20 protein-coding genes are annotated in these 18525 nt (G+C 47.5%); 1 reads left to right on the forward strand and 19 read right to left on the reverse strand.

Annotation, left to right across the window (positions count from 1 at the left end; translation table 11 throughout):
- Position 1 precedes the first annotated feature (1 nt).
- Positions 2-337 (reverse strand): nucleotide pyrophosphohydrolase, encoded by a 336-nt coding sequence (locus Y79_RS0118910; protein WP_003153495.1) that lies wholly within the window; start codon positions 335-337, stop codon positions 2-4.
- A gap of 142 nt (positions 338-479) precedes the next feature.
- Between Y79_RS0118910 and Y79_RS0118915 the strand changes: the two genes are divergently transcribed.
- Entirely contained in the window at positions 480-1352 is an 873-nt protein-coding gene (locus tag Y79_RS0118915; RefSeq protein WP_016939082.1) for a YitT family protein, read from the forward strand.
- 23 nt (positions 1353-1375) lie between these two features.
- On the opposite strand, the gene Y79_RS0118920 is transcribed toward Y79_RS0118915, so the two are convergent.
- The 18 genes from Y79_RS0118920 to trpE all read right to left on the reverse strand — a co-directional run bounded on the left by Y79_RS0118920 (position 1376) and on the right by trpE (position 18423).
- Positions 1376-2551, reverse strand: coding sequence for an oxalate decarboxylase family bicupin (locus Y79_RS0118920; protein ID WP_016939083.1), 1176 nt, complete (start codon positions 2549-2551; stop codon positions 1376-1378).
- 30 nt (positions 2552-2581) lie between these two features.
- Complete coding sequence (gene ypjB, locus Y79_RS0118925) at positions 2582-3364, reverse strand: sporulation protein YpjB (RefSeq protein ID WP_016939084.1); 783 nt, start codon at positions 3362-3364, stop codon at positions 2582-2584.
- 67 nt (positions 3365-3431) lie between these two features.
- A complete protein-coding gene (gene lhaT / locus Y79_RS0118930; RefSeq protein ID WP_016939085.1) occupies positions 3432-4031 on the reverse strand; it encodes a lipoprotein heptaprenylglyceryl N-acetyltransferase LhaT in 600 nt (199 codons plus the stop codon).
- Positions 4032-4133: 102 nt separating this feature from the next.
- Positions 4134-4901 (reverse strand): menaquinol-cytochrome c reductase cytochrome b/c subunit, encoded by a 768-nt coding sequence (locus Y79_RS0118935; RefSeq protein ID WP_016939086.1) that lies wholly within the window; start codon positions 4899-4901, stop codon positions 4134-4136.
- A gap of 31 nt (positions 4902-4932) precedes the next feature.
- Positions 4933-5607 (reverse strand): menaquinol-cytochrome c reductase cytochrome b subunit, encoded by a 675-nt coding sequence (qcrB, locus tag Y79_RS0118940; RefSeq protein ID WP_003153485.1) that lies wholly within the window; start codon positions 5605-5607, stop codon positions 4933-4935.
- 1 nt (position 5608) lies between these two features.
- Positions 5609-6112: a Rieske (2Fe-2S) protein gene (locus tag Y79_RS0118945; protein WP_003153484.1), complete on the reverse strand. Its 504-nt coding sequence runs from the start codon at positions 6110-6112 to the stop codon at positions 5609-5611.
- Positions 6113-6250: 138 nt separating this feature from the next.
- Complete coding sequence (locus Y79_RS0118950) at positions 6251-6697, reverse strand: YpiF family protein (protein WP_016939087.1); 447 nt, start codon at positions 6695-6697, stop codon at positions 6251-6253.
- A 54-nt stretch (positions 6698-6751) separates the two neighbouring features.
- Positions 6752-7291: a ReoY family proteolytic degradation factor gene (locus tag Y79_RS0118955; protein ID WP_016939088.1), complete on the reverse strand. Its 540-nt coding sequence runs from the start codon at positions 7289-7291 to the stop codon at positions 6752-6754.
- A 73-nt stretch (positions 7292-7364) separates the two neighbouring features.
- On the reverse strand, positions 7365-8636 hold the full coding sequence (locus Y79_RS0118960; RefSeq protein ID WP_016939089.1) for a tetratricopeptide repeat protein: 1272 nt from the start codon (positions 8634-8636) through the stop codon (positions 7365-7367).
- A 316-nt stretch (positions 8637-8952) separates the two neighbouring features.
- Positions 8953-10239, reverse strand: coding sequence for a 3-phosphoshikimate 1-carboxyvinyltransferase (gene aroA, locus Y79_RS0118965; RefSeq protein ID WP_016939090.1), 1287 nt, complete (start codon positions 10237-10239; stop codon positions 8953-8955).
- 11 nt (positions 10240-10250) lie between these two features.
- Positions 10251-11366, reverse strand: coding sequence for a prephenate dehydrogenase (locus tag Y79_RS0118970; protein WP_029575377.1), 1116 nt, complete (start codon positions 11364-11366; stop codon positions 10251-10253).
- A 51-nt stretch (positions 11367-11417) separates the two neighbouring features.
- Entirely contained in the window at positions 11418-12500 is a 1083-nt protein-coding gene (hisC, locus tag Y79_RS0118975; RefSeq protein ID WP_016939092.1) for a histidinol-phosphate transaminase, read from the reverse strand.
- An 11-nt stretch (positions 12501-12511) separates the two neighbouring features.
- A complete protein-coding gene (gene trpA / locus Y79_RS0118980; protein ID WP_016939093.1) occupies positions 12512-13309 on the reverse strand; it encodes a tryptophan synthase subunit alpha in 798 nt (265 codons plus the stop codon).
- Positions 13302-14504 carry a tryptophan synthase subunit beta gene (gene trpB / locus Y79_RS0118985; protein ID WP_016939094.1) on the reverse strand — a complete coding sequence of 401 codons (1203 nt, stop codon included), beginning with the start codon at positions 14502-14504 and terminating at the stop codon, positions 13302-13304. The genes trpA and trpB overlap by 8 nt, the downstream gene beginning before the upstream one ends.
- Positions 14485-15138, reverse strand: coding sequence for a phosphoribosylanthranilate isomerase (locus tag Y79_RS0118990; RefSeq protein ID WP_016939095.1), 654 nt, complete (start codon positions 15136-15138; stop codon positions 14485-14487). The genes trpB and Y79_RS0118990 overlap by 20 nt, the downstream gene beginning before the upstream one ends.
- A gap of 4 nt (positions 15139-15142) precedes the next feature.
- The gene (gene trpC, locus Y79_RS0118995) at positions 15143-15895 is read right to left on the reverse strand and encodes an indole-3-glycerol phosphate synthase TrpC (RefSeq protein WP_016939096.1); all 753 of its coding nucleotides are present in this window, start codon (positions 15893-15895) and stop codon (positions 15143-15145) included.
- Positions 15888-16904 carry an anthranilate phosphoribosyltransferase gene (gene trpD, locus Y79_RS0119000; protein ID WP_016939097.1) on the reverse strand — a complete coding sequence of 339 codons (1017 nt, stop codon included), beginning with the start codon at positions 16902-16904 and terminating at the stop codon, positions 15888-15890. The genes trpC and trpD overlap by 8 nt, the downstream gene beginning before the upstream one ends.
- Positions 16876-18423 (reverse strand): anthranilate synthase component I, encoded by a 1548-nt coding sequence (trpE, locus tag Y79_RS0119005; protein ID WP_016939098.1) that lies wholly within the window; start codon positions 18421-18423, stop codon positions 16876-16878. Before trpE ends, trpD begins: the two co-directional genes overlap by 29 nt.
- Between the last annotated feature and the right edge of the window lie 102 nt (positions 18424-18525).

Raw genomic sequence — 18525 nt, forward strand, 5'->3', positions numbered from 1 at the left:
CCTACTTTCCTTCTTCTTTTCTCGTCCAGCGGTCTTTATCCCGTGTATTAAATTTATGCATCACGCGGTTATGAGCTTCCTCCAATGAAATATCAAGGGAGTTGGCGAGGCAGATCAGGACGAACAGCACGTCGCCCATTTCCTCTTCCATGCTTTTCTCATTTTCCGTCGTTTTCTTCGGCTTTTCCCCATAGTAATGGTTGACTTCTCTTGCAAGTTCGCCCAGTTCTTCGGTGAGACGGGCCATCATGGCAAGCGGGCTGAAATAGCCTTCTTTGAATTGGCCGATATATTCATCGACCTCAGCTTGTAAGTCTTTCATCGTTTTGTCACTCACTGTGCGAATACCTCCTGTCATCTCTTCCATGTTAGCTAATTCAAGTACATTTGACAAATGTTAAAAACGGCAGTTTGCTGTTTTCTTTTGTATCCACTATAATATTTACGCAATCTAATGGAAGGAAAAGGGGTTTGATGCAATGCTTGGAGAAATCAGAATCAAAAATATTTGCTTTATTTTAATCGGCGCCGCTGTTTTTTCATTCGGACTGGTTCACTTTAATATGCAGAACAATTTGGCGGAAGGCGGATTTACCGGCATTACGCTGCTCTTATATGCGTTATTCCACATCAGCCCTTCTATTTCCAACCTGGTATTAAACATTCCTATCTTTTTCATCGGCTGGCGCATGCTCGGCCGGACGATGTTTGTCTATACCCTGATCGGCACCGTCTCTCTCTCAGTTTTTCTGAGTATTTTTCAGCGTTACGAAATTCATATGCCGCTGTCGCATGATTTAGCTCTGGCGGCCTTGTTCGCGGGTGTATTTATCGGCGCGGGTCTCGGCATTATTTTTAAATACGGAGGCACGACGGGCGGGGTCGATATCATCGCCAGGCTGATTAATAAGTTTTTCGGAATCCCGATGGGCCGGACGATGTTTGCCTTTGATGCCTGCGTCATTTTGCTTTCTTTGTTTACGTATCTTTCTTACAAGGAAGCGATGTACACGCTTGTAGCCGTTTTTGTCGCTGCGCGATTGATTGATTTTATACAGGAAGGCGGCTATGCGGCAAAAGGGGCAACGATTATTTCTTCGAAAAACGATTTGATCCAGCAAAAGATTATAGATGAGATGGACCGCGGCGTCACCGTTTTAAAAGGACAGGGATCATACACTAAAGAAGACAGAGACGTTCTTTACTGCGTCGTTCCGAAAAACGAAATTGTGCTTTTGAAAAGCGTCATCACTTCTGTTGACCCGCACGCCTTTGTTGCCGTAAGCGACGTCCATGATGTACTCGGAGAAGGATTTACGCTTGATGAAAATAAAAATCCGATCAGACGATAATAAAAAGGCGGCTTTTGCCGCCTTTACTGTTCGTGTTTCCATTTGACAACCGGTGATTTTTTCTTTTTCAATCGGCGGGCGAATGCCGGACTGACATTGAGCGTCTGTTCGACGAAGCGCTGCGGCGTTAGTGCCAGCCATTGGTTTAGGGAGACGTCTTCAAAACGGTCGCTTTTGAAAATTTCCAGAAAGCGAAGCACGGTGTCACCGATATTCTGGACATAATGCCCCATCGCAAAAGGAACATATCCTACGTCACCCGCTTGATAGTTAAATGTCCGTGCTCTTCCCTCCGCCGCAAACACCGTCATTTTCGCTTCTCCTGAAAGATAATACTGCCACTCGTCCGTATTCGGATGCCAATGTAATTCTCTCATGCCTCCGGGTTCGACTTCCACAAGAGCGGCGGCAATCGTTTTTGACACCTTAAACGTTTTTGAATCGACGATCTTGACTCTTCCCCCGCTGGTAACAAGAGGCTCCTGCCGGGAGAGCTTGTAGCTGAACGGCTCCAAAACGGTGCCTTCCGGGGAAGAAACGGCTGCCTGTTCAATCGGGGGAGGCGGTTCCAGCTGGAACATGTAACGCTCTTTCTTGTGAATGTAGGCCAAGTCATATCCGGGAACACCGAAGTTCGCCTCCAGCACGCTGCGCGGGGTGTGGGCAAACCAGTCCGTTACAGAAAAGGTGCTGTTTTCTGAAAAAGAGCCGTCATCAAAGACAAGCAGAAACTCACTGCCCTGCTCCATCCCTTGAATGGAATGAGGGATGCCGGAAGGAAAATACCACAAATCCCCTTCGCTGACGTTGTCAATAAAATTCCGCCCGTTTTGGTCGACTGCGGTTAAACGGACTTCTCCGTTTATCACGTATCCCCATTCGGCTTCTTTATGCCAATGAAGTTCCCGCACAGCTCCCGGTTTCAGTCTCATGTTCACCGCCGCGATGTTTTTGGACACCGGCAGTTCCCTGACCGTCACTTCTCTCGACCATCCGCCGTCTTCAAGCCTCATATGCGTATCAGAAAAAGAGAATTTCAAGTTTTGAACCGTTCCCGCATCCGTTGAAGGCGGAACGAGCATATCAGGATTCTGGAAGTCACGCGCGAGGTTCCGCGGCCCTTCATCAGTCGCCCCTTTTCTGCCTCTGATCGGCTGCGGGAGGTGTTTTGAAACCAATTGCTGGATGAGTTTTTTCACTGGCTTTAGCTCCTTTACAGCAATTTGTGTTTATTTAGACTTAGGATATTCACGCTTTTTCTCTTTCTTTTTTTCCGCTCTGTATTTTCGGTAGCCGACATATGTCAGCGCAGTAATAATGATACCGCCTGTTGTCAGAATGACCCAGAGCAGCGAAGGATCAGCGTCATCCCGCTCCACCTTGTCAAATACACGTTTTAAATCCTGCTGCAGAAGCGTCAGACGCTCAAGCTTTGTTCCTTTTGTCATCTGCTGAAACCCTTCCTGCTCAATCACCTCGATATGTTTCGCCACCGTATCAAGCTGGCCGGCCGACACATCCATTGTCAGGCTGGGATAAATTAAATCATATAATGATATAAATTCATTCCACTTTTCATTGAAATTCTCACTTCCGTTCCCGCTGACATCTTCTTTTAAGGCGCTGAATGTCGCCATAATCGGTCTTTCAAGCGAACCCCACAGCGGATCGGAGTGGTCTTCCATCGCATCCATTACAAGCCTGAACTGAGCGGCTGCGCGAATTTTTTCGGAATCTGAGGCATCCGCCTGTTTCAAGGCGCGCTCTAAATCATTACAGCCCAGAGTCACCTGCCTGACTTCGGCGCCGGTCAGTGAGTTTACGTGTGTCATTTTTTTCTTAAAGTAGCCAAGCACTTGCAGGGCCTCATCATACTGCGAATGCCTCGTCATCTGGAAAACGGTATCCGAAAGGTCGTTCAGTTCCTTGAGACCGCCCTCACCTTCAGCTTTAGCAGTTGTGATGAAACACATAAGAGCAAGCAAAAGACAGATTGTCAGCTTTCGTTTCATAGAGGTCCCTCCCACTCCTTCTCTTTACAGAATATGAAGAGCGGGACAAGGTTAGACCAAGATTCTATCAGTGTAAGTCAAGCTTTATCCGCCTTTTGGAAATCACCAAAACGTATGCAAGACCGAGTGAAAACAGGCTCAGCCAGAATGTGGCATAGCCGATCTCTTGCATATAAGCACTAAGCATTGAATAGCGAGGCATCATGCCGAAAAGATAATCAATGACGTCATTATGAAGCGTCCAAACAGCGGCAACGGCAAGATGCCATAACCGGAACCGAAAATACGGGCTGTATAAAACACCTTGAACCGCCATGGCGAAATGTGAAGCAATCAGCATGTACCCTTCCCAAGGCATCTGCCCCATTTTAATCAGCACAAAGATATTCATTCCGACCGCCCACAGCCCGTATTTTACAAGGGTTACAAGCGCAAGCGCTTCAAACAGCGGCGCGTTTCTTCTCATAAGAAATGCCAAAAGCACGAACAGGAAGAAAAATGTCGCCGTCGGGCTGTCAGGCACAAATATCAGAAAACGGAACGGCGTGTCCGCAAGCTGCGGCAAATACCAATAATAGCCGTACGCGGTACCGATAAAATTAACGGCAAGAGCAAGCAGAAGCATGCCGCGCCGTCCTAAAAGATAAGAAATCCACCTCAATACCATCAACTCTCAGTCCTTAAAAAATATGTATCATGCAAAAAAAGCTGACATCCGGTCAGCTCTTTTCATAAAAGTATATCCTGCTATTGTCCGCTTCACAATACGTTATTTTGAGGTCGTTTCAGAAATGAACTTCGCCAGCTGATCAAGCTGTTTATCATTCCCTTTAAAAATACCGGCTGGCATCTGCCCTTTCCCTTTGACGGCGATCTTTTTAATTTCTTCCGGGCTCAGCCCGTTATCGACCAGGGACGGACCGGCGCCTCCGCCTTGAAGATTATCCCCGTGACAGGAAATACAGCCCTGTTCTTTAAATACTTTATAACCGTCTGATTCGGTATCAATGGCGGCTTCTTTTTTGATTTTCCCTTGCTCCTCCGCCTTCGCCCAGTCATGCGTCGCGACTGACTGCCACGTTAAAAAGACCGTAGCGCAAAGCGCCAAAAGCATCATGCCGACCGCAACCGGACGCTTCCACGGCCTTCTTTCAGATCCCCTGTCGAGAAACGGAGCCAAAAGAAGCGACCCGAAGGCAAGCCCCGGTATAATCATCGCGCCGATAACGGTGTAGCTCCCCGCGGCATATTCATATTTTAAAAGCTGGTATAAAAATAGAAAATACCAATCCGGCAGCGGTATATATCCCGTATCGGTCGGATCCGCAACCCGTTCCAAAGGCGGCTCGTGCACAATCGTCAAAACGAGAAATCCGACGAGGAAAACGGCTCCGACCATCCATTCCTTCAGCAGGAAGTTCGGCCAGAACGCCTCTGTCTTTCCCGGATACTCTGAATAGTCTTTCGGTATATTCGGTTTTTTTCCAGCCGGAATCCTTGAATCTCCTACAAACTTCATTCCTTTCCCCCGGTGCATGTCATCCCCTCCCTTTTATATCAGATCTGTATTAAAGCGGTCCTGAAATTCCCTGCTTGCGAATCATGACAAAGTGGGCGCCCATGAGCGCAAACAAAGCGGCAGGGAGAAAAAACACGTGAATCGCAAAGAATCTCGTCAGCGTTTGGGCGCCGACAATATCGTGGTGGCCGGCAAGAAGGGTTTTCACCTGCGCTCCGATCAACGGCGTCGCCTCCGCAATCTGAAGACCTACCTTTGTCGCAAACAGCGCCTTCATGTCCCACGGAAGCAGATACCCTGTAAAACCGAGACCAAGCATCACAAAAAAGATCAGAACACCGACGATCCAGTTCAATTCCCGAGGCTTTTTATAAGCTCCCTGAAAGAAAACCCGCAGCGTATGTAAAAACATCATCACGATGACTAAACTTGCCCCCCAATGATGCATACCCCTTACAATCTGTCCGAAAGCGACTTCATTCTGCAAATAATACACAGATTCCCACGCGTTTTTAATATCCGGCACATAATACATCGTTAAAAACATCCCGGACAGCACTTGGATAACGGTTACAAAAAACGTCAATCCTCCGAAACAATAGACAAAAGCCGAGAAATGGTGAGCTGGATTCACATGTTCCGGCACTTCATGGTCGGCGATATCCCGCCACATCGGCGTAATATCGAGACGTTCGTCCACCCAGTCATAAATTTTGTTCAGCATGTCACCCTTCCCCCCTAGGCTTTGCTTTTCCAAGATACAAAAAGCCGTCCTTTACTTTTTGCTCATAACGGTCAAGAGGCGCGAGCGGCGGCGTGCCCGGAACGTTCGTGCCGTCTTTTTCATACAGCCCGTAATGGCAGGGACAAAAGAATTTGTTCGGATTTTTAGGATCATTGTTCCAGTTTACGGTGCAGCCTAAATGCTTGCAGATCGGCGAAAGCGCTATAATTTCATCGCCATGCTTGTAGACCCAGGCTGACCTGGATTCTTCCGATTCGTACCAGGCGTCGACCTGATGAATTTTAAAGTCAAACCGTTTCGGCTCCTTCGTCAGTTCATCGACGCTGACAACCTGCACCATTTTTTGATCTCCGGTCGGTTTTAATACCGGGTCCAGCGCAAAACGGACCATAGGCATAAGCGCACTGGCGGCCATAAATCCCCCCACGCCGGTAAGCGCATAGTTTAAAAATTGCCTTCTTGATATATCTTGTTTTCCGCCCATCTCTTCCCCCCCTAAAAGATTGACCAAAAATTAACTAAAATAGAAAATAATTCTGAGATTTGACACCCTCATAATATATGAATCTTTCAGCAAGGTCAACAGAGGCAAAATGGCTGTTTTGCGGGATGTCTGGAGTTTTTAGGAATTGTTCCACTTCTGTAACAAAACGTTCAAAATTTCCCCGCACTTATCATCCGCTATTTTTCTCTTTAAAGAGTCTTTCATATGTTCAAACGGGACTGCAGGTATGTAGATGACATCAGATCCTATTTCAGAGTCCTTCCATTTTTCGTCTGCCGTCAGAAACAAGGCATGCCGGAAGCTGGTCATCACCTCTTCTTTGAATTTTTGCAGCAGGGCGATCTGTGATTGATCTATATCAACATATGTATAAGAGGGGAATAAATATACCCGTCCCTTCAACTGGCGCTCAAGCTCTTCAGAAAGCAATTGGGTGCTCTCCCCCTGTTCAACGGCCTCTTTTAAGCCTCCTGCAGATGTTATGGAAATTAGCGGAATGACAGCGGTATCAATGTAATCCGCAGATTGCAAATAGACATCGGCATCAGCGGCCCTCCATCTCATGTCTGGTTCCTCCTCCTTACGCAACAAGCCTTGCATATTCTGCAAGGCTGTCATTTATGTGAGCTGATTCAATTGGCGGGAAAGCTTTTCAAATGTTTCTTTGTCGTGGCGGTCCAGCGCCTCGTCGATATCTTTAAGCAGCTTTTCCCGCTGGAAAGTGGATATGGCATGTTCTAATATTTTTTCGGCCATCCCCTGATCCTGTTTATTTTCAAACAGTTCTTTCGGCAGATGCGGATTTAATTCAAGAACAGCAGCATATTCAGGCGAGCTGTAAGCCGAACGGAAATTCAGCTGGATAAATAAATCCTGCTGCTTATTAAGCCGGATGTCGTGAAAAGATTTTTCTGCGTCCGTGGTCATGACATTTTCTTTGTAAAACCTAAACGGCACCTCATCAACGCAATGAGTAGACATGATAATGCCTCTCGGGCAAAATTCAGCTTGTTCTACAAAATGGACCTTCTCCATTAATGTATCATGACTCATTAAATAATTTAAAATCCAGACGCACTCCCGGCGTTTAAGCTGATAATGATTTAAAAACCAACGGATAAAATCCTTTTTTTCATTGACAGAAACAGGGGTCTGCATGTAATTCCCTCCTCTATCGATCGTATAATCTGACATCACTTATACATTCAGCAAGCATGGTCCAAAATCCTGCTTATCTCAAAAATTCGTCCTCTATCCGTAAGATTGTTTCTTCAAGCTCTTCGTTTGTTCCATCCATTGAAAGCACTTGTTTTAAAAGCGGCAGCGCTTCTTTCTGGAGACCCTCTTCCAATAAGAAGTGAGCGTATTCATATAAGAAATCCCGATCCTCCCGGTAATGGAGGTACGCAGCTTCGAAGCTTTTTTTCGCTTCGTCATATTGCTCCAGACCCGTATAGGCGCCCGCCAAATACCAATTGTATTTCGGATCTTCTTCGCCGTAGCCGCGGACTTCCTGAATCAGATCAATAATCTCTTCATAGCTTTCTTCTTTATGATAGACGGCTAAAAGCGTATGGAGCGCTTCCACATAACCTGGATCGAGCGCCAGCGCTTCCTGAAGAAGCTTTTTGCCTTCGTCTTCGTTCCCGAGCTTTAACGCCATTTTCGCCGCATAGAGAAAAAGCTCTTTATTGTATTCATCGTAAGTAATACCTTCTTTAGCGGTTTTTAATGCATCTTCATACATGCCCTCTGCCTCGTAGCTTTTTGCAAGCGGCATATAAAGCGATGAATAAGAAGGATCAAGCCCTTTTAAATCAGAAAGCTGCTTAATGGCGGTTTTGACCATTCCCGCCTGATAGGCTGTGAAGCCGTACCCGAAAATCGTATTCGGTTCTGTATGTTCTGCTGCCGCTTTTTCATACCATGAAATCGCTTCTTCAAATTCACCCGCCGCGCTCAATGACTCGGCCAGCCTTTGATGAACATTTACACCGCCGATTTCGTTCCGCTCTTTTGCCGTCTCTTCGTAATAGGGAACGGCTTTTGCGTATGACCCTTGGGTAAAGTACAATTCTCCCAGAGCAAAATCAATAACAGGTTCATCTTTTAACATTGCTTTCGCCTGTAACAGCTTTTGCTCACTTACTTCAAATAAGCCCTGCATCTGATACAGATCAGCCATCAAAAGAAGGCTTTCCGCGTAAGACGGGTCTTCTGGTGATATCGTCTCCAGCACCTCAAGAGCTTTTTCTTCTTCATCAATATCTATTAACAATTCGGCGTAAAAATTCGTCAGCTCAGACTCATCCGGATAAAGGTCATGCAGATCACTGATCAGCGTTAACGCTTTCTCTGCGTTTCCCCATTCATAGTAGAGCTGGGCTGCAATGGCTTTGTCTTCGTCATGAAGCTGCGTTTCAGCTTTTGAAAGCGCTTCGAGTCCCTTTTCGGTTTCACCTGCTTCAACTAATTTTATGGCATCTTGAATCAATGTATTCAAATCAGACCGGTCCTTTCTTTTCCTATACCTCATCAACCAATGAAAAGGGTTTATTCGGGTTATTCTTATCATAATTCAGACAGGGTCTGCCCGCAAATAAGATGCTTCACCCGGCATTATAGTTTATCAAAAAATGGCGAGGAGGAAAACGGCAAAAAAGGGGACGCCATCTTTATACGCAAACAGCGCGGTTTAATCCGGCTGTTTCTGTAACGAAAACGCATCCCCCCTTCCTGTTATTTTTCCTGTTTAAGACAAGCTATGTCAAAGCTCAAGACTTTATGACACACGAAGAAAAAAGCCCGAAGAATCGTCTTCAGGCTTTTTTGGCTAATTGATCTAAATGCTCAAAGAATGTCGGATAGGAGACGTGGATCGCATCTGTATCACGAATGTCAATCGGCTCTTCCGTCAGACATGAGGCGATACCGAGCATCATGCCGATGCGGTGGTCGCCGTGGCTTGATACACTGACGCCGCCCGCGAGTGTCTTTTTGCCGCGGATTTTCATGCCGTCTTCAGTCGCTTCAATGTCTGCGCCGATTTTCCGGAGCTCTGATACAACGGTGTCGATCCGGTTCGTTTCCTTCACTTTCAGCTCCGCCGCGTCTTTAATGACCGTTGTGCCTTCAGCCTGCGTTGCCAAAAGGGCGATAATCGGTATCTCGTCAATTAAACGGGGAATGATTTCTCCGCCGATTTCTGCTGCTTTCAGAGCTGACGTTTCGATAACAAGATCTCCGTACGGCTCCGCGCTGTCCGCTTCTGATGGAATGACTTCGAGTGAAGCCCCCATCTGCTTTAAGACATCAATAATCCCTGTGCGCGTCGGGTTCAGGCCGACATTTTTCAGCACAATCCGGCTTCCGGGAACGGCAGCCCCGGCCGCGAGGAAAAAGGCCGCTGAAGAGATATCCCCAGGTACGAAAATATCAGCTGCCCGAAGCCGCTGACCGCCAGTTACGGAAGCGCTCGTCTCTGTTTCCGCAAGCTCAGCGCCAAATGCGTTCAGCATCCGTTCTGTATGATCTCTTGATTTATGAGGCTCGGTAACGGTCGTCGTTCCTTCTGCCTGTAATCCGGCAAGCAGCACGGCAGATTTGATCTGCGCGCTTGCAACGGGAGACACATAATCGATGCCTTTTAATTGTCCGCCTCTTACAGATAACGGCGTAAATTCTCCGTCCGCTCTTCCGTCAATCACGGCACCCATCTGTTTTAAAGGCTCCGTCACCCTCTTCATCGGGCGCTTTGCAATACTTTCATCGCCCGCTACCGTACTGTGAAATGGGCGTCCGGCTAAAATGCCGAGCATCAGGCGGATGGTCGTGCCGGAATTTCCGACATCAAGAAGGCTGTCAGGCTCATAAAGTGCGTCAATGCCGTTCCCGTGTATCGTTACATCACTTCCGTTCTGTTCAATGGAGACACCCATTTTTCTGAAGCAGGCAATCGTGCTCAGGCAATCGGCTCCCGGCAAAAAGTTTTTTACCGTTGTCGTTCCTTCTGCAAGCGCTCCGAACATAACAGAACGGTGGGAGATGGATTTATCCCCCGGAATATGAATTTCACCGTTTAAAGATGTCACTTTTTCTCTTTTCAATGTTTTCCACCTCAGTCAGCGTAAAATGTGTCATATTTGGCGCGGGATTGAATGCAGATTTCCGCCCGCTTGCGGTCATCATCCGTCTGGAAACTGATTCTCAGAATTCCGTTAATATCTTCTCTCGTTTCGATAATGCGGATGTTGGTGATGCTGATTTGTTCATCAGCCAATATCGCCGTAACCTCCGAAATGACCCCCGGATGATCGGGTACATCAACATAAAGGTCATAAAAGGACGGGATCGCCCCTTTTTGACGGATCGGCAGGCCGTCGCGGTAATCCTTCGCTTTTTTAAAGTAACCGAACAGGTTGTCCGCATCTTCATTTTCTACGTAAGATTCGATCGTGTCAATCTCCCGTTTCCACTCTTTGAAGCGGTCAAGCAGTTTATCTTTGTTGTGAAGGAGAATGTCTCTCCACATCGCCGGACTGCTGGAGGCTATTCTTGTAATATCCCGGAAACCGCCGGCCGCGAAACGCTTCAAAAGCGGGTAATCTTCTTCAGAACGGTGAGCCTGATGTACGAGACTGGCAGCAACGATATGAGGGAAATGACTGATGACGCTCGTCACGCCGTCATGCTCCTCAGGCGTCATCTCCACAAAGTGGGCGTTTGCCGCTTTCAGAAGCTCCTTCAGATGCGTTACTGACTGTTTAGAAGTTGATTTTCCCGGTGTTAAAATGTAAAACGCGTTTTCGAATAAGAATTCTTTTGCGGCAGCTGCCCCTGATTTATGAGACCCCGCCATCGGGTGGCCTCCGACAAATTGATAGTGAGCCGGAAGCACTTTGTCGGCGTAGCGGACGACTTTCTGTTTTGTGCTGCCCACATCCGTAATCAAGAGTTCATGGGTGATGCCCGAGGCGGCCAGCATATCAAGCATTTTCAGCGTTTGGGCGACGGGCGTGGCGATAATGATAACTGATGCTTGCTGCGCCCCTTCCGTAAATGAGCCGGCCCGCTCGTCAATAATCCCGAGCTTCAGCGCGGCAGTGAGCTGTTCTTCCGAAATATCCACACCGATAATCCGTTTATGCGGATGCTCCTTTTTGATGGCCAATGCGATCGATCCGCCGATCAGCCCGATCCCCGCAAGCAATATAGTATCCTTCATTTCACTCATTTCCTTTTTCATCTAGTTTAATAGAGCAAAGAGGTGATGCTTGATCACCTCTTATAATATTTCAGCTAAAATTGTCAGAATTTCCTCATTTTGCTCTTTCGTACCGACCGTAATTCTTAACGCTGTCGGAAATCCGAGCGCCTGCCCCGAGCGGACGATATAGCCTTTTTCCAGCAGGGCCTGGAACAGTTCATCTGCCGGGCGGTTAAAATCAATGAGCACAAAGTTGGTTTGTGAAGGATAACATGTTAAACCGTGGGTTTCGGCAAAATCATAATACTGCTTAAGACCGGCTTTATTTTTTTCGACACATTCCTTAATAAATGCCTGGTCATCAAGCGCAGCCAGTGCCGAAGCCTGACCGATTCTGCTCGTATTGAACGGCTCTCTCGCCGGCTCAATCTGGCGGATCAGCGCTTTGTCCGCAATGCCGTATCCGACGCGCAGCGCGGCAAGTCCGTACGCTTTAGAAAATGTGCGGAGGATCATGACATTCGGATATTGCTTTAAAAGCGGAATGCTTTCAGGGTAATCTTCGGCGGTGACATACTCATAGTACGCTTCATCAAGTACAACGAGGATTTCCTCAGGAACTCTGTCTAAAAAGGAAATTAATTCCCGTTCCGAAGTATACGTCCCCGTCGGATTATTCGGATTGCACACCCATATGACTTTCGTCTTGCTGTCAATTGCTTCCAGCATCCGATCCAAATCATGAGCACCGTCGCTGCGGAGCGGCACTTCACGCACTTCAGCGCCCTCAATCACCGCATTGTGTCTGTATTGCGGAAAAGTCGGAGCGGCGGTAATCGTGTTTGTCTGATCATTTAATAAAGAACGGCAGATAATCTGCACAAGCTCATCTGAGCCGTTGCCGAAAATGATCGAAGATTCACTGACCTGCAGATGCTCACTGAGCCGCGTTCTCAAAGCGGCACTGTAACCGTCGGGATACAGCGCGAGCTGCTCAATCTCCTGATGCAGCGCATCTTTAGCGGCCTGTGAACAGCCGAACGGATTTTCGTTAGAAGCGAGCTTCACTACTTTCTCAAGCCCGTATTCCATTTTCACTTCTTCTATTGGTTTGCCCGGCTGATACGGTTTCAGCTGCCGCAGCTGTTCTTTAATCTGCAAATCCAGTCACCTCATTTTACACTGTACAGTCGTCCGAACGTCTTTGCGTAGTCTTCAAATTCAAGAAGCGCATCGGCTCTTGTGCCGGGGTTCACAAGCTTTGTTTCAAGCTCTTCTACTTTTTTAACGAGCGCGCTTCCGACAACGACACCGTCTGATATTTCATTCATCTCCTCAACCTGTCTGCGGCTTGAAATGCCAAAACCGACCGCAACCGGAACGGAGCTGAATTCTTTCACTTTTCGGATAAAAGAGTATACAGACGGATCGAATTCTCTGCGTACGCCTGTCACTCCTAAAGAGGATACGCAGTACACAAAGCCGCCGGCCTGTTCAGTAATTATTTTCAGTCGGTTTTCACTTGTCGGCGCAACCAGCGAGATATAAGCGATGTTCTCCTTTTTGCATGCCTTTTGTAAAAGGGCGCTTTCCTCTAACGGAAGATCCGGAACAAGCAGACCGTCTATGTCGTTTTCCCGCAGTAAAGCGAAAAAGTGTTCTTTTTCTAATTGTAACACAGGATTATAATACGTAAAGAGGATAATTGGAATATGAACGCCGTTTTTTTTCATTTTGCCGCCAAGTTCAATGGCTTTAACGATATTCATTCCGTTTTCCAGAGCCCGTTTTGAAGCCCGCTGAATAACCGGGCCGTCGGCGAGCGGATCTGTGTAAGGGACGCCGATTTCAAGGGCTGAGGCGCCTGCGTTCTGCAATGACTTTGCCAGTTCAACTGAAATGTCAGGAAGCGGATCGCCAGCTGTAATAAAAGGGATAAATAGTTTTTCAGAATCATGCAGATTAAACATGTGTCTCCACCTCGTTTTCCAAAACATTCATCAGCGTATGAACGTCTTTATCTCCTCTTCCCGACAAACTGACGAGAATGATTTTATCTTTATCCATGTCTTTTGCCATTTCAAACGCTTTTGCTAAAGCGTGTGCAGATTCAATAGCCGGAAGTATGCCTTCTGTTTCAGAAAGCAGACGCAGCGCGGCGATCGCTTCATCATCTGTCACACTTTCGTACGTTACACGGCCGCTTTTATGCAGATAGGCATGCTCCGGCCCGATCCCCGGGTAATCAAGGCCTGCTGAAATGGAATACGGTTCGATAATCTGCCCGTATGCATCTTGTATTAAATAGGTCATCGAACCGTGAATCACCCCGAGCCTCCCTTTTGCGATCGTTGCCGCATGCAGCGGTGTATCAATTCCTTTTCCGGCAGCCTCGGCGCCGATCAGCTCAGTATCTTCGTCTAAAAAGGCCTGAAAAATGCCCATCGCATTGCTTCCGCCGCCGACACATGCAACAACCTTATCCGGGAGCGTTCCTTCGGCTTTGCGGAGCTGTTCTTTCGCTTCCTCGCCGATGATTTTCTGAAACTCGCGAACGATGTAAGGATACGGATGCGGGCCTACAACAGAACCGATTAGGTAGAAATGATCTTCACAATGCTGGACCCAATATCTGATCGCCTCATTCGTCGCATCTTTCAGCGTGCCGTTTCCGCTTGATACCGGCACCACTTTTGCGCCGAGCAGCTTCATGCGGAATACGTTCAGCGACTGGCGCGCAACGTCCTCTTCACCCATAAAAACCGTGCACTCAAAACCGAATTTTGCGGCGGCTGTCGCGGCGGCAACACCGTGCTGTCCCGCACCGGTTTCGGCAATGATTTTCGTTTTGCCCATCTTTTTGGCAAGCAGAATCTGGCCTAACGCGTTGTTTATTTTATGGGAACCGGTATGGTTTAAATCTTCCCTTTTCAGATAGATTTTTGCCCCGCCCAAATACTCCGACACCCTGTCTGCAAACGTTAATGCCGTCGGTCTGCCTGAGTAATCAAACAATAGTTTTTGATATTCGGCATGAAAAACGGGATCATTCTTTAATTCTTTGAAAGCCGTTTCGATTTCTTCGAGGGGCCGCATTAATGTTTCAGGGACAAACTTGCCGCCAAATTCGCCGTATCTTCCGATTTCATTTGGATATGGATACATAATGGTTCATCCTTTCTTCTAAAAGCCGGATCAGTGTTTGATCCTTTTGTCCGTTTTTTTCAATTCCGCTGGCAAGATCTATACCGCACGGGCGTGATTTCAGTAAGCCGGTAATCGTTTCAGGATTAACGCCGCCCGCAATAAAACAGCGCTTGTTTGCTTTTTGAGCCTGCTCCCGGTACAAAGGGACACGCTTCCACGAAAACGCGATTCCCGTGCCGCCCCTCATGCCTTTGACTGAAGAATCAATGACATAGCCGTCGACGGCAGATGCAAATTGAGCCATCTGACGGAGCGTGCTTTCTCCGTGATGGAGCGCTTTCCATATCTCAGAACGCACAAGAGGACGGAGACGGCGGGCATCCTCAGGCGATTCATCACCGTGAAGCTGGATAACGTCAAGGGACAGATCAGAAGCGGTTTGCGCGATGTTTTCTATCGTTTCATTCACAAAAACTCCGACATGTTTCTTGTCTGTCCGGATCTCTTGTTTCCATTTCCGGACATCAGCCGGGGTGACCTTCCGTTTGCTTGCGGCAAAAATAAATCCCAGGTAATCCGCTTCTGAGGCTGCCGCAAGCTCATAATCACGCTTCGATCGTATTCCGCAGTACTTTAATTCAGGCTTTTTCATACCCTCACTCCCCGAACAGCCCTCGGATCGCCTTTTGCTGTGAATCCTCTCTCATTAAGGATTCTCCGATCAATACAGCCTGCGCCCCGTGCTTGTTGACGAATTGCAGGTCAGCCAAAGAGCCGATCCCGCTTTCACTGACCAGCAGACAGCCGTCCGGCACAAACTGCGCTATTTTTTCCGTTTGCGAAACCGAAGTACGGAACGTTTTTAAGTCCCGGTTGTTAATGCCGAGAATGTCCGGCTGAAACACCTGTAAAATTCGTTCAAGCACGGTTTCATCATGGACTTCCACAAGAACGTCCATGCCCTTCTCACGTGCTTCCAGGTAAAGCTCATGAAGCTTTGAAGGTTCCAGCGCTTCACCGATCAGCAAAATCGCATCAGCACCGAGCCGGTACGATTCCTCCACCTGCAGGGAGTCAATAATAAAATCCTTTCTTAATACGGGAAGAGAAACGTTTTTTTTAACATCTGTCAAAAAGTGATTTCTTCCCTGAAAAAAACGGGTATCCGTCAGAACAGAAAGGGCGTCGGCTTTGGCTGCTTCATAATCCGCCGCAATCTCTTCCGGAACAAAATGCTCTTTAATCAGTCCTTTAGACGGCGACGCTTTTTTCACTTCAGCGATCAGCCCGATAAAACGATTCGGATTCAGGAGCGCTTCCTTAAAAGATCTCCGTTCAATTTGACAGGTTTCCGGCAGCACAATGGATTTGATTTCTTCTTTTTTCTGCTGAATGATTTGATCAAGCATATAATTCTTCCTCTTTCTGTTTCAGACGTTCGAGCTGCCTTTTGGCATCTCCGTTTTGAATCGTTTCTAAAGCGATGTTTGCTCCTTCTTTCAGATCGTTTGCGAGACCTGCCGTATAAATGGCCGCTCCCGCATTTAAGGCTGTAATGTGCAGAGCGGACGACGGAGCTTCATTTGCAAAAATATTCTGAATGAGATGCGCGCTTTCTTCCGCTGAGCTCACTTGAATATCTTTCAGCGAACCTTCTTTAAAACCGAATTGTTCAGGTGATACCGCATATTCCAGACGTTCACCGTTTTTCAGCTCAATGACATCGGTCGGTGCTGTGACGGACAGTTCATCTAACCCGTCACGCGCCGACACAAGCATGACGTGCCTGACTTCAAATTGTTCCAAAGCGCTTGCCATCAGGCGCGCTTTTTCAGATGAATAGACGCCGATCACCTGCCGTTTCGCCTGCATCGGGTTGCTGAGCGGGCCAAGCAGGTTAAACACGGTTCGGAAGCCCAGCTCTTTTCTCACGGCGGCGACGTGCTTCATTGACGAATGAAACAGCGGGGCAAACAAAAAACCCATTTGCTTCGTCTCAATACTGTGTTTGACACTGTCAGGGGTGGCTTGAATGGAAACACCCAGTTTTTCCAGCACATCCGCGCTGCCGCTCTTAGACGACACGGAACGATTTCCGTGCTTGGCAACTTTGGCTCCGGCGGCAGAGGCTGTAATCGCTGCTGCCGTTGATATGTTAAACGTAGAAATCCCGTCTCCGCCTGTTCCGCACGTATCAACGACATCCTCCAGGCCATCTGCCGTCTGCACACGGGCCCGCATCACTTTTACAAATCCGGCGAGCTCCTCCGCCGTTTCGCCGCGGTGGGCTAATACCGATAAGATTCCGCCGATTTCAGACTGCGACATGTCTCCGCTCATCATCATTTCCATCAGCTTTTCGGCTTCTCCGGTTTTCAGCGTGCCGCCATTAACGCACGATTGCAGAAATTTGTTCATCCGTCTTCTCCTCCCCGCCAGAAAAGATGTCTTCTGCGATTTGAATCGTTTTTAAAAGCGCCCCCGCTTTGTTGCAGCTCTCTTCATATTCGGCTTCCGGGACGGAATCAGCGACTATTCCCGCGCCCGCCTGCACCGACGCCGTACCGTTTTTGACACTCATGGTGCGGATGGTGATGCACGAATCAATCGAACCGTCAAATCCGATATAAGCGATACATCCGCCGTAAGTTTCTCTGGAAGTCGGTTCTAATTCATTTAAAATCTGCATGGCGCGGATTTTTGGAGCGCCCGAGAGTGTTCCTGCCGGGAATGCCGACATCAGTGCATCAACCGGATGGACCCCCTGTTTTAAACGGCCGGTTACAACGGAGATGATGTGCATCACATGTGAAAAAGAAACGATCTTCGTGAATTCCGGAACGGTTACGGAACCATACTCCGCGACTCTGCCGATATCATTGCGCGCCAGATCGACAAGCATGTAATGTTCAGCTTTTTCTTTTTCGTCATTCATCAGCTCTTTTTTCAGGCGTTCGTCCTCTTCTTTTCCGGCTCCCCTTTTTCTCGTTCCGGCGATCGGATGTATTTCCAGATGTCTGTCATGCACACGGATCAGGCGTTCAGGCGAACTCCCGACAATGTCTCTGTCCGGCAGTTTAATATAGTACATATAAGGTGAAGGGTTGACGATGCGGAGCACCCTGTACAGCTCAAAGGAATGTCTGGATACCGGGATCTCAAACTTTTGCGACAGCACTCCTTGAAAAATATCTCCCGCTTTTATATATTCTTTCAGTTTATTAACGCCGGCCATAAACTCTTCTTTCGTATTATTGGATGTCACATTGGCAAAGCTCGGTGTTTTAAATGTACCTTTTGAAAAAAACGGCTCTTTCATATCTTTCGGTTCTGTCAAAATACCGATAAGCTCGCGAAGCTCAGCGCAATTTTCTTTAAAAACGGCCCTTTTTTCTTCTTCCGTCTCCCGGCCGTTAAGCGCCGCATATTGAATGAAATGCACTTGTTTCGTTTCATGGTCGTAGGCGATGATTTTCCGGCAGACAAACAGCATGCATTTTTCTAAATCTGTTTCTTTTGCGTGGCTTGGCACGGAAGGCTCAATTAAAGGAATCATGTCATAGCTCAGATAACCGACCGCCCCTCCCGAAAACGGGATATCAAGCTCTGGCGTTTTAATGCGGAAGCTTTCATTCATCCAGTCAAGCACGGCTTTTAAATCTCCGGCTTCAAACAGCGTAAGCCCTTTCGGATCAGCGGCAGTGAATGTGTGATGACTCTCTTTAATCGTGATAAAAGGATCGAGACCGATAAAAGAGTATCTTGACCAGCTTGACGACTCATCCTTGCTTTCCAGCAAATACGTAATGTTTCTGTCCAGTTTTTCAACCATCTGAATGGGTGTGATCGTATCGACCGTAAAAGTCTCTGCGATTGGAATGGTGCGGTGTGTCAGACTGTCCTTTAAAAATAAAGAAACATCCGATTGTAAATTCATGATTCTCCTCCTTACGGTAAGGAGAATGAGATGAGGAGTGAGAGGGGTCTTGCGTATAAGAAATAAACCCAAAAGAAAGGCTTCTTTTGGGCAGAATAAAAA

The organism is Bacillus siamensis KCTC 13613 (assembly GCF_000262045.1).
Taxonomy (GTDB): domain Bacteria; phylum Bacillota; class Bacilli; order Bacillales; family Bacillaceae; genus Bacillus; species Bacillus siamensis.

Bases quoted from the DNA above. Each gene is read 5' to 3' on its own strand.
- Y79_RS0118915 (WP_016939082.1), top strand. From the start codon at position 480: ATGCTTGGAGAAATCAGAATCAAAAATATTTGCTTTATTTTAATCGGC.
- ypjB (WP_016939084.1), bottom strand. From the start codon at position 3,364: ATGAAACGAAAGCTGACAATCTGTCTTTTGCTTGCTCTTATGTGTTTC.
- lhaT (WP_016939085.1), bottom strand. From the start codon at position 4,031: ATGGTATTGAGGTGGATTTCTTATCTTTTAGGACGGCGCGGCATGCTT.
- Y79_RS0118935 (WP_016939086.1), bottom strand. From the start codon at position 4,901: ATGCACCGGGGGAAAGGAATGAAGTTTGTAGGAGATTCAAGGATTCCG.
- qcrB (WP_003153485.1), bottom strand. From the start codon at position 5,607: ATGCTGAACAAAATTTATGACTGGGTGGACGAACGTCTCGATATTACG.
- Y79_RS0118945 (WP_003153484.1), bottom strand. From the start codon at position 6,112: ATGGGCGGAAAACAAGATATATCAAGAAGGCAATTTTTAAACTATGCG.
- Y79_RS0118950 (WP_016939087.1), bottom strand. From the start codon at position 6,697: ATGAGATGGAGGGCCGCTGATGCCGATGTCTATTTGCAATCTGCGGAT.
- Y79_RS0118955 (WP_016939088.1), bottom strand. From the start codon at position 7,291: ATGCAGACCCCTGTTTCTGTCAATGAAAAAAAGGATTTTATCCGTTGG.
- Y79_RS0118970 (WP_029575377.1), bottom strand. From the start codon at position 11,366: ATGAGTGAAATGAAGGATACTATATTGCTTGCGGGGATCGGGCTGATC.
- trpA (WP_016939093.1), bottom strand. From the start codon at position 13,309: ATGTTTAATCTGCATGATTCTGAAAAACTATTTATCCCTTTTATTACA.
- trpB (WP_016939094.1), bottom strand. From the start codon at position 14,504: ATGTATCCATATCCAAATGAAATCGGAAGATACGGCGAATTTGGCGGC.
- Y79_RS0118990 (WP_016939095.1), bottom strand. From the start codon at position 15,138: ATGAAAAAGCCTGAATTAAAGTACTGCGGAATACGATCGAAGCGTGAT.
- trpC (WP_016939096.1), bottom strand. From the start codon at position 15,895: ATGCTTGATCAAATCATTCAGCAGAAAAAAGAAGAAATCAAATCCATT.
- trpD (WP_016939097.1), bottom strand. From the start codon at position 16,904: ATGAACAAATTTCTGCAATCGTGCGTTAATGGCGGCACGCTGAAAACC.
- trpE (WP_016939098.1), bottom strand. From the start codon at position 18,423: ATGAATTTACAATCGGATGTTTCTTTATTTTTAAAGGACAGTCTGACA.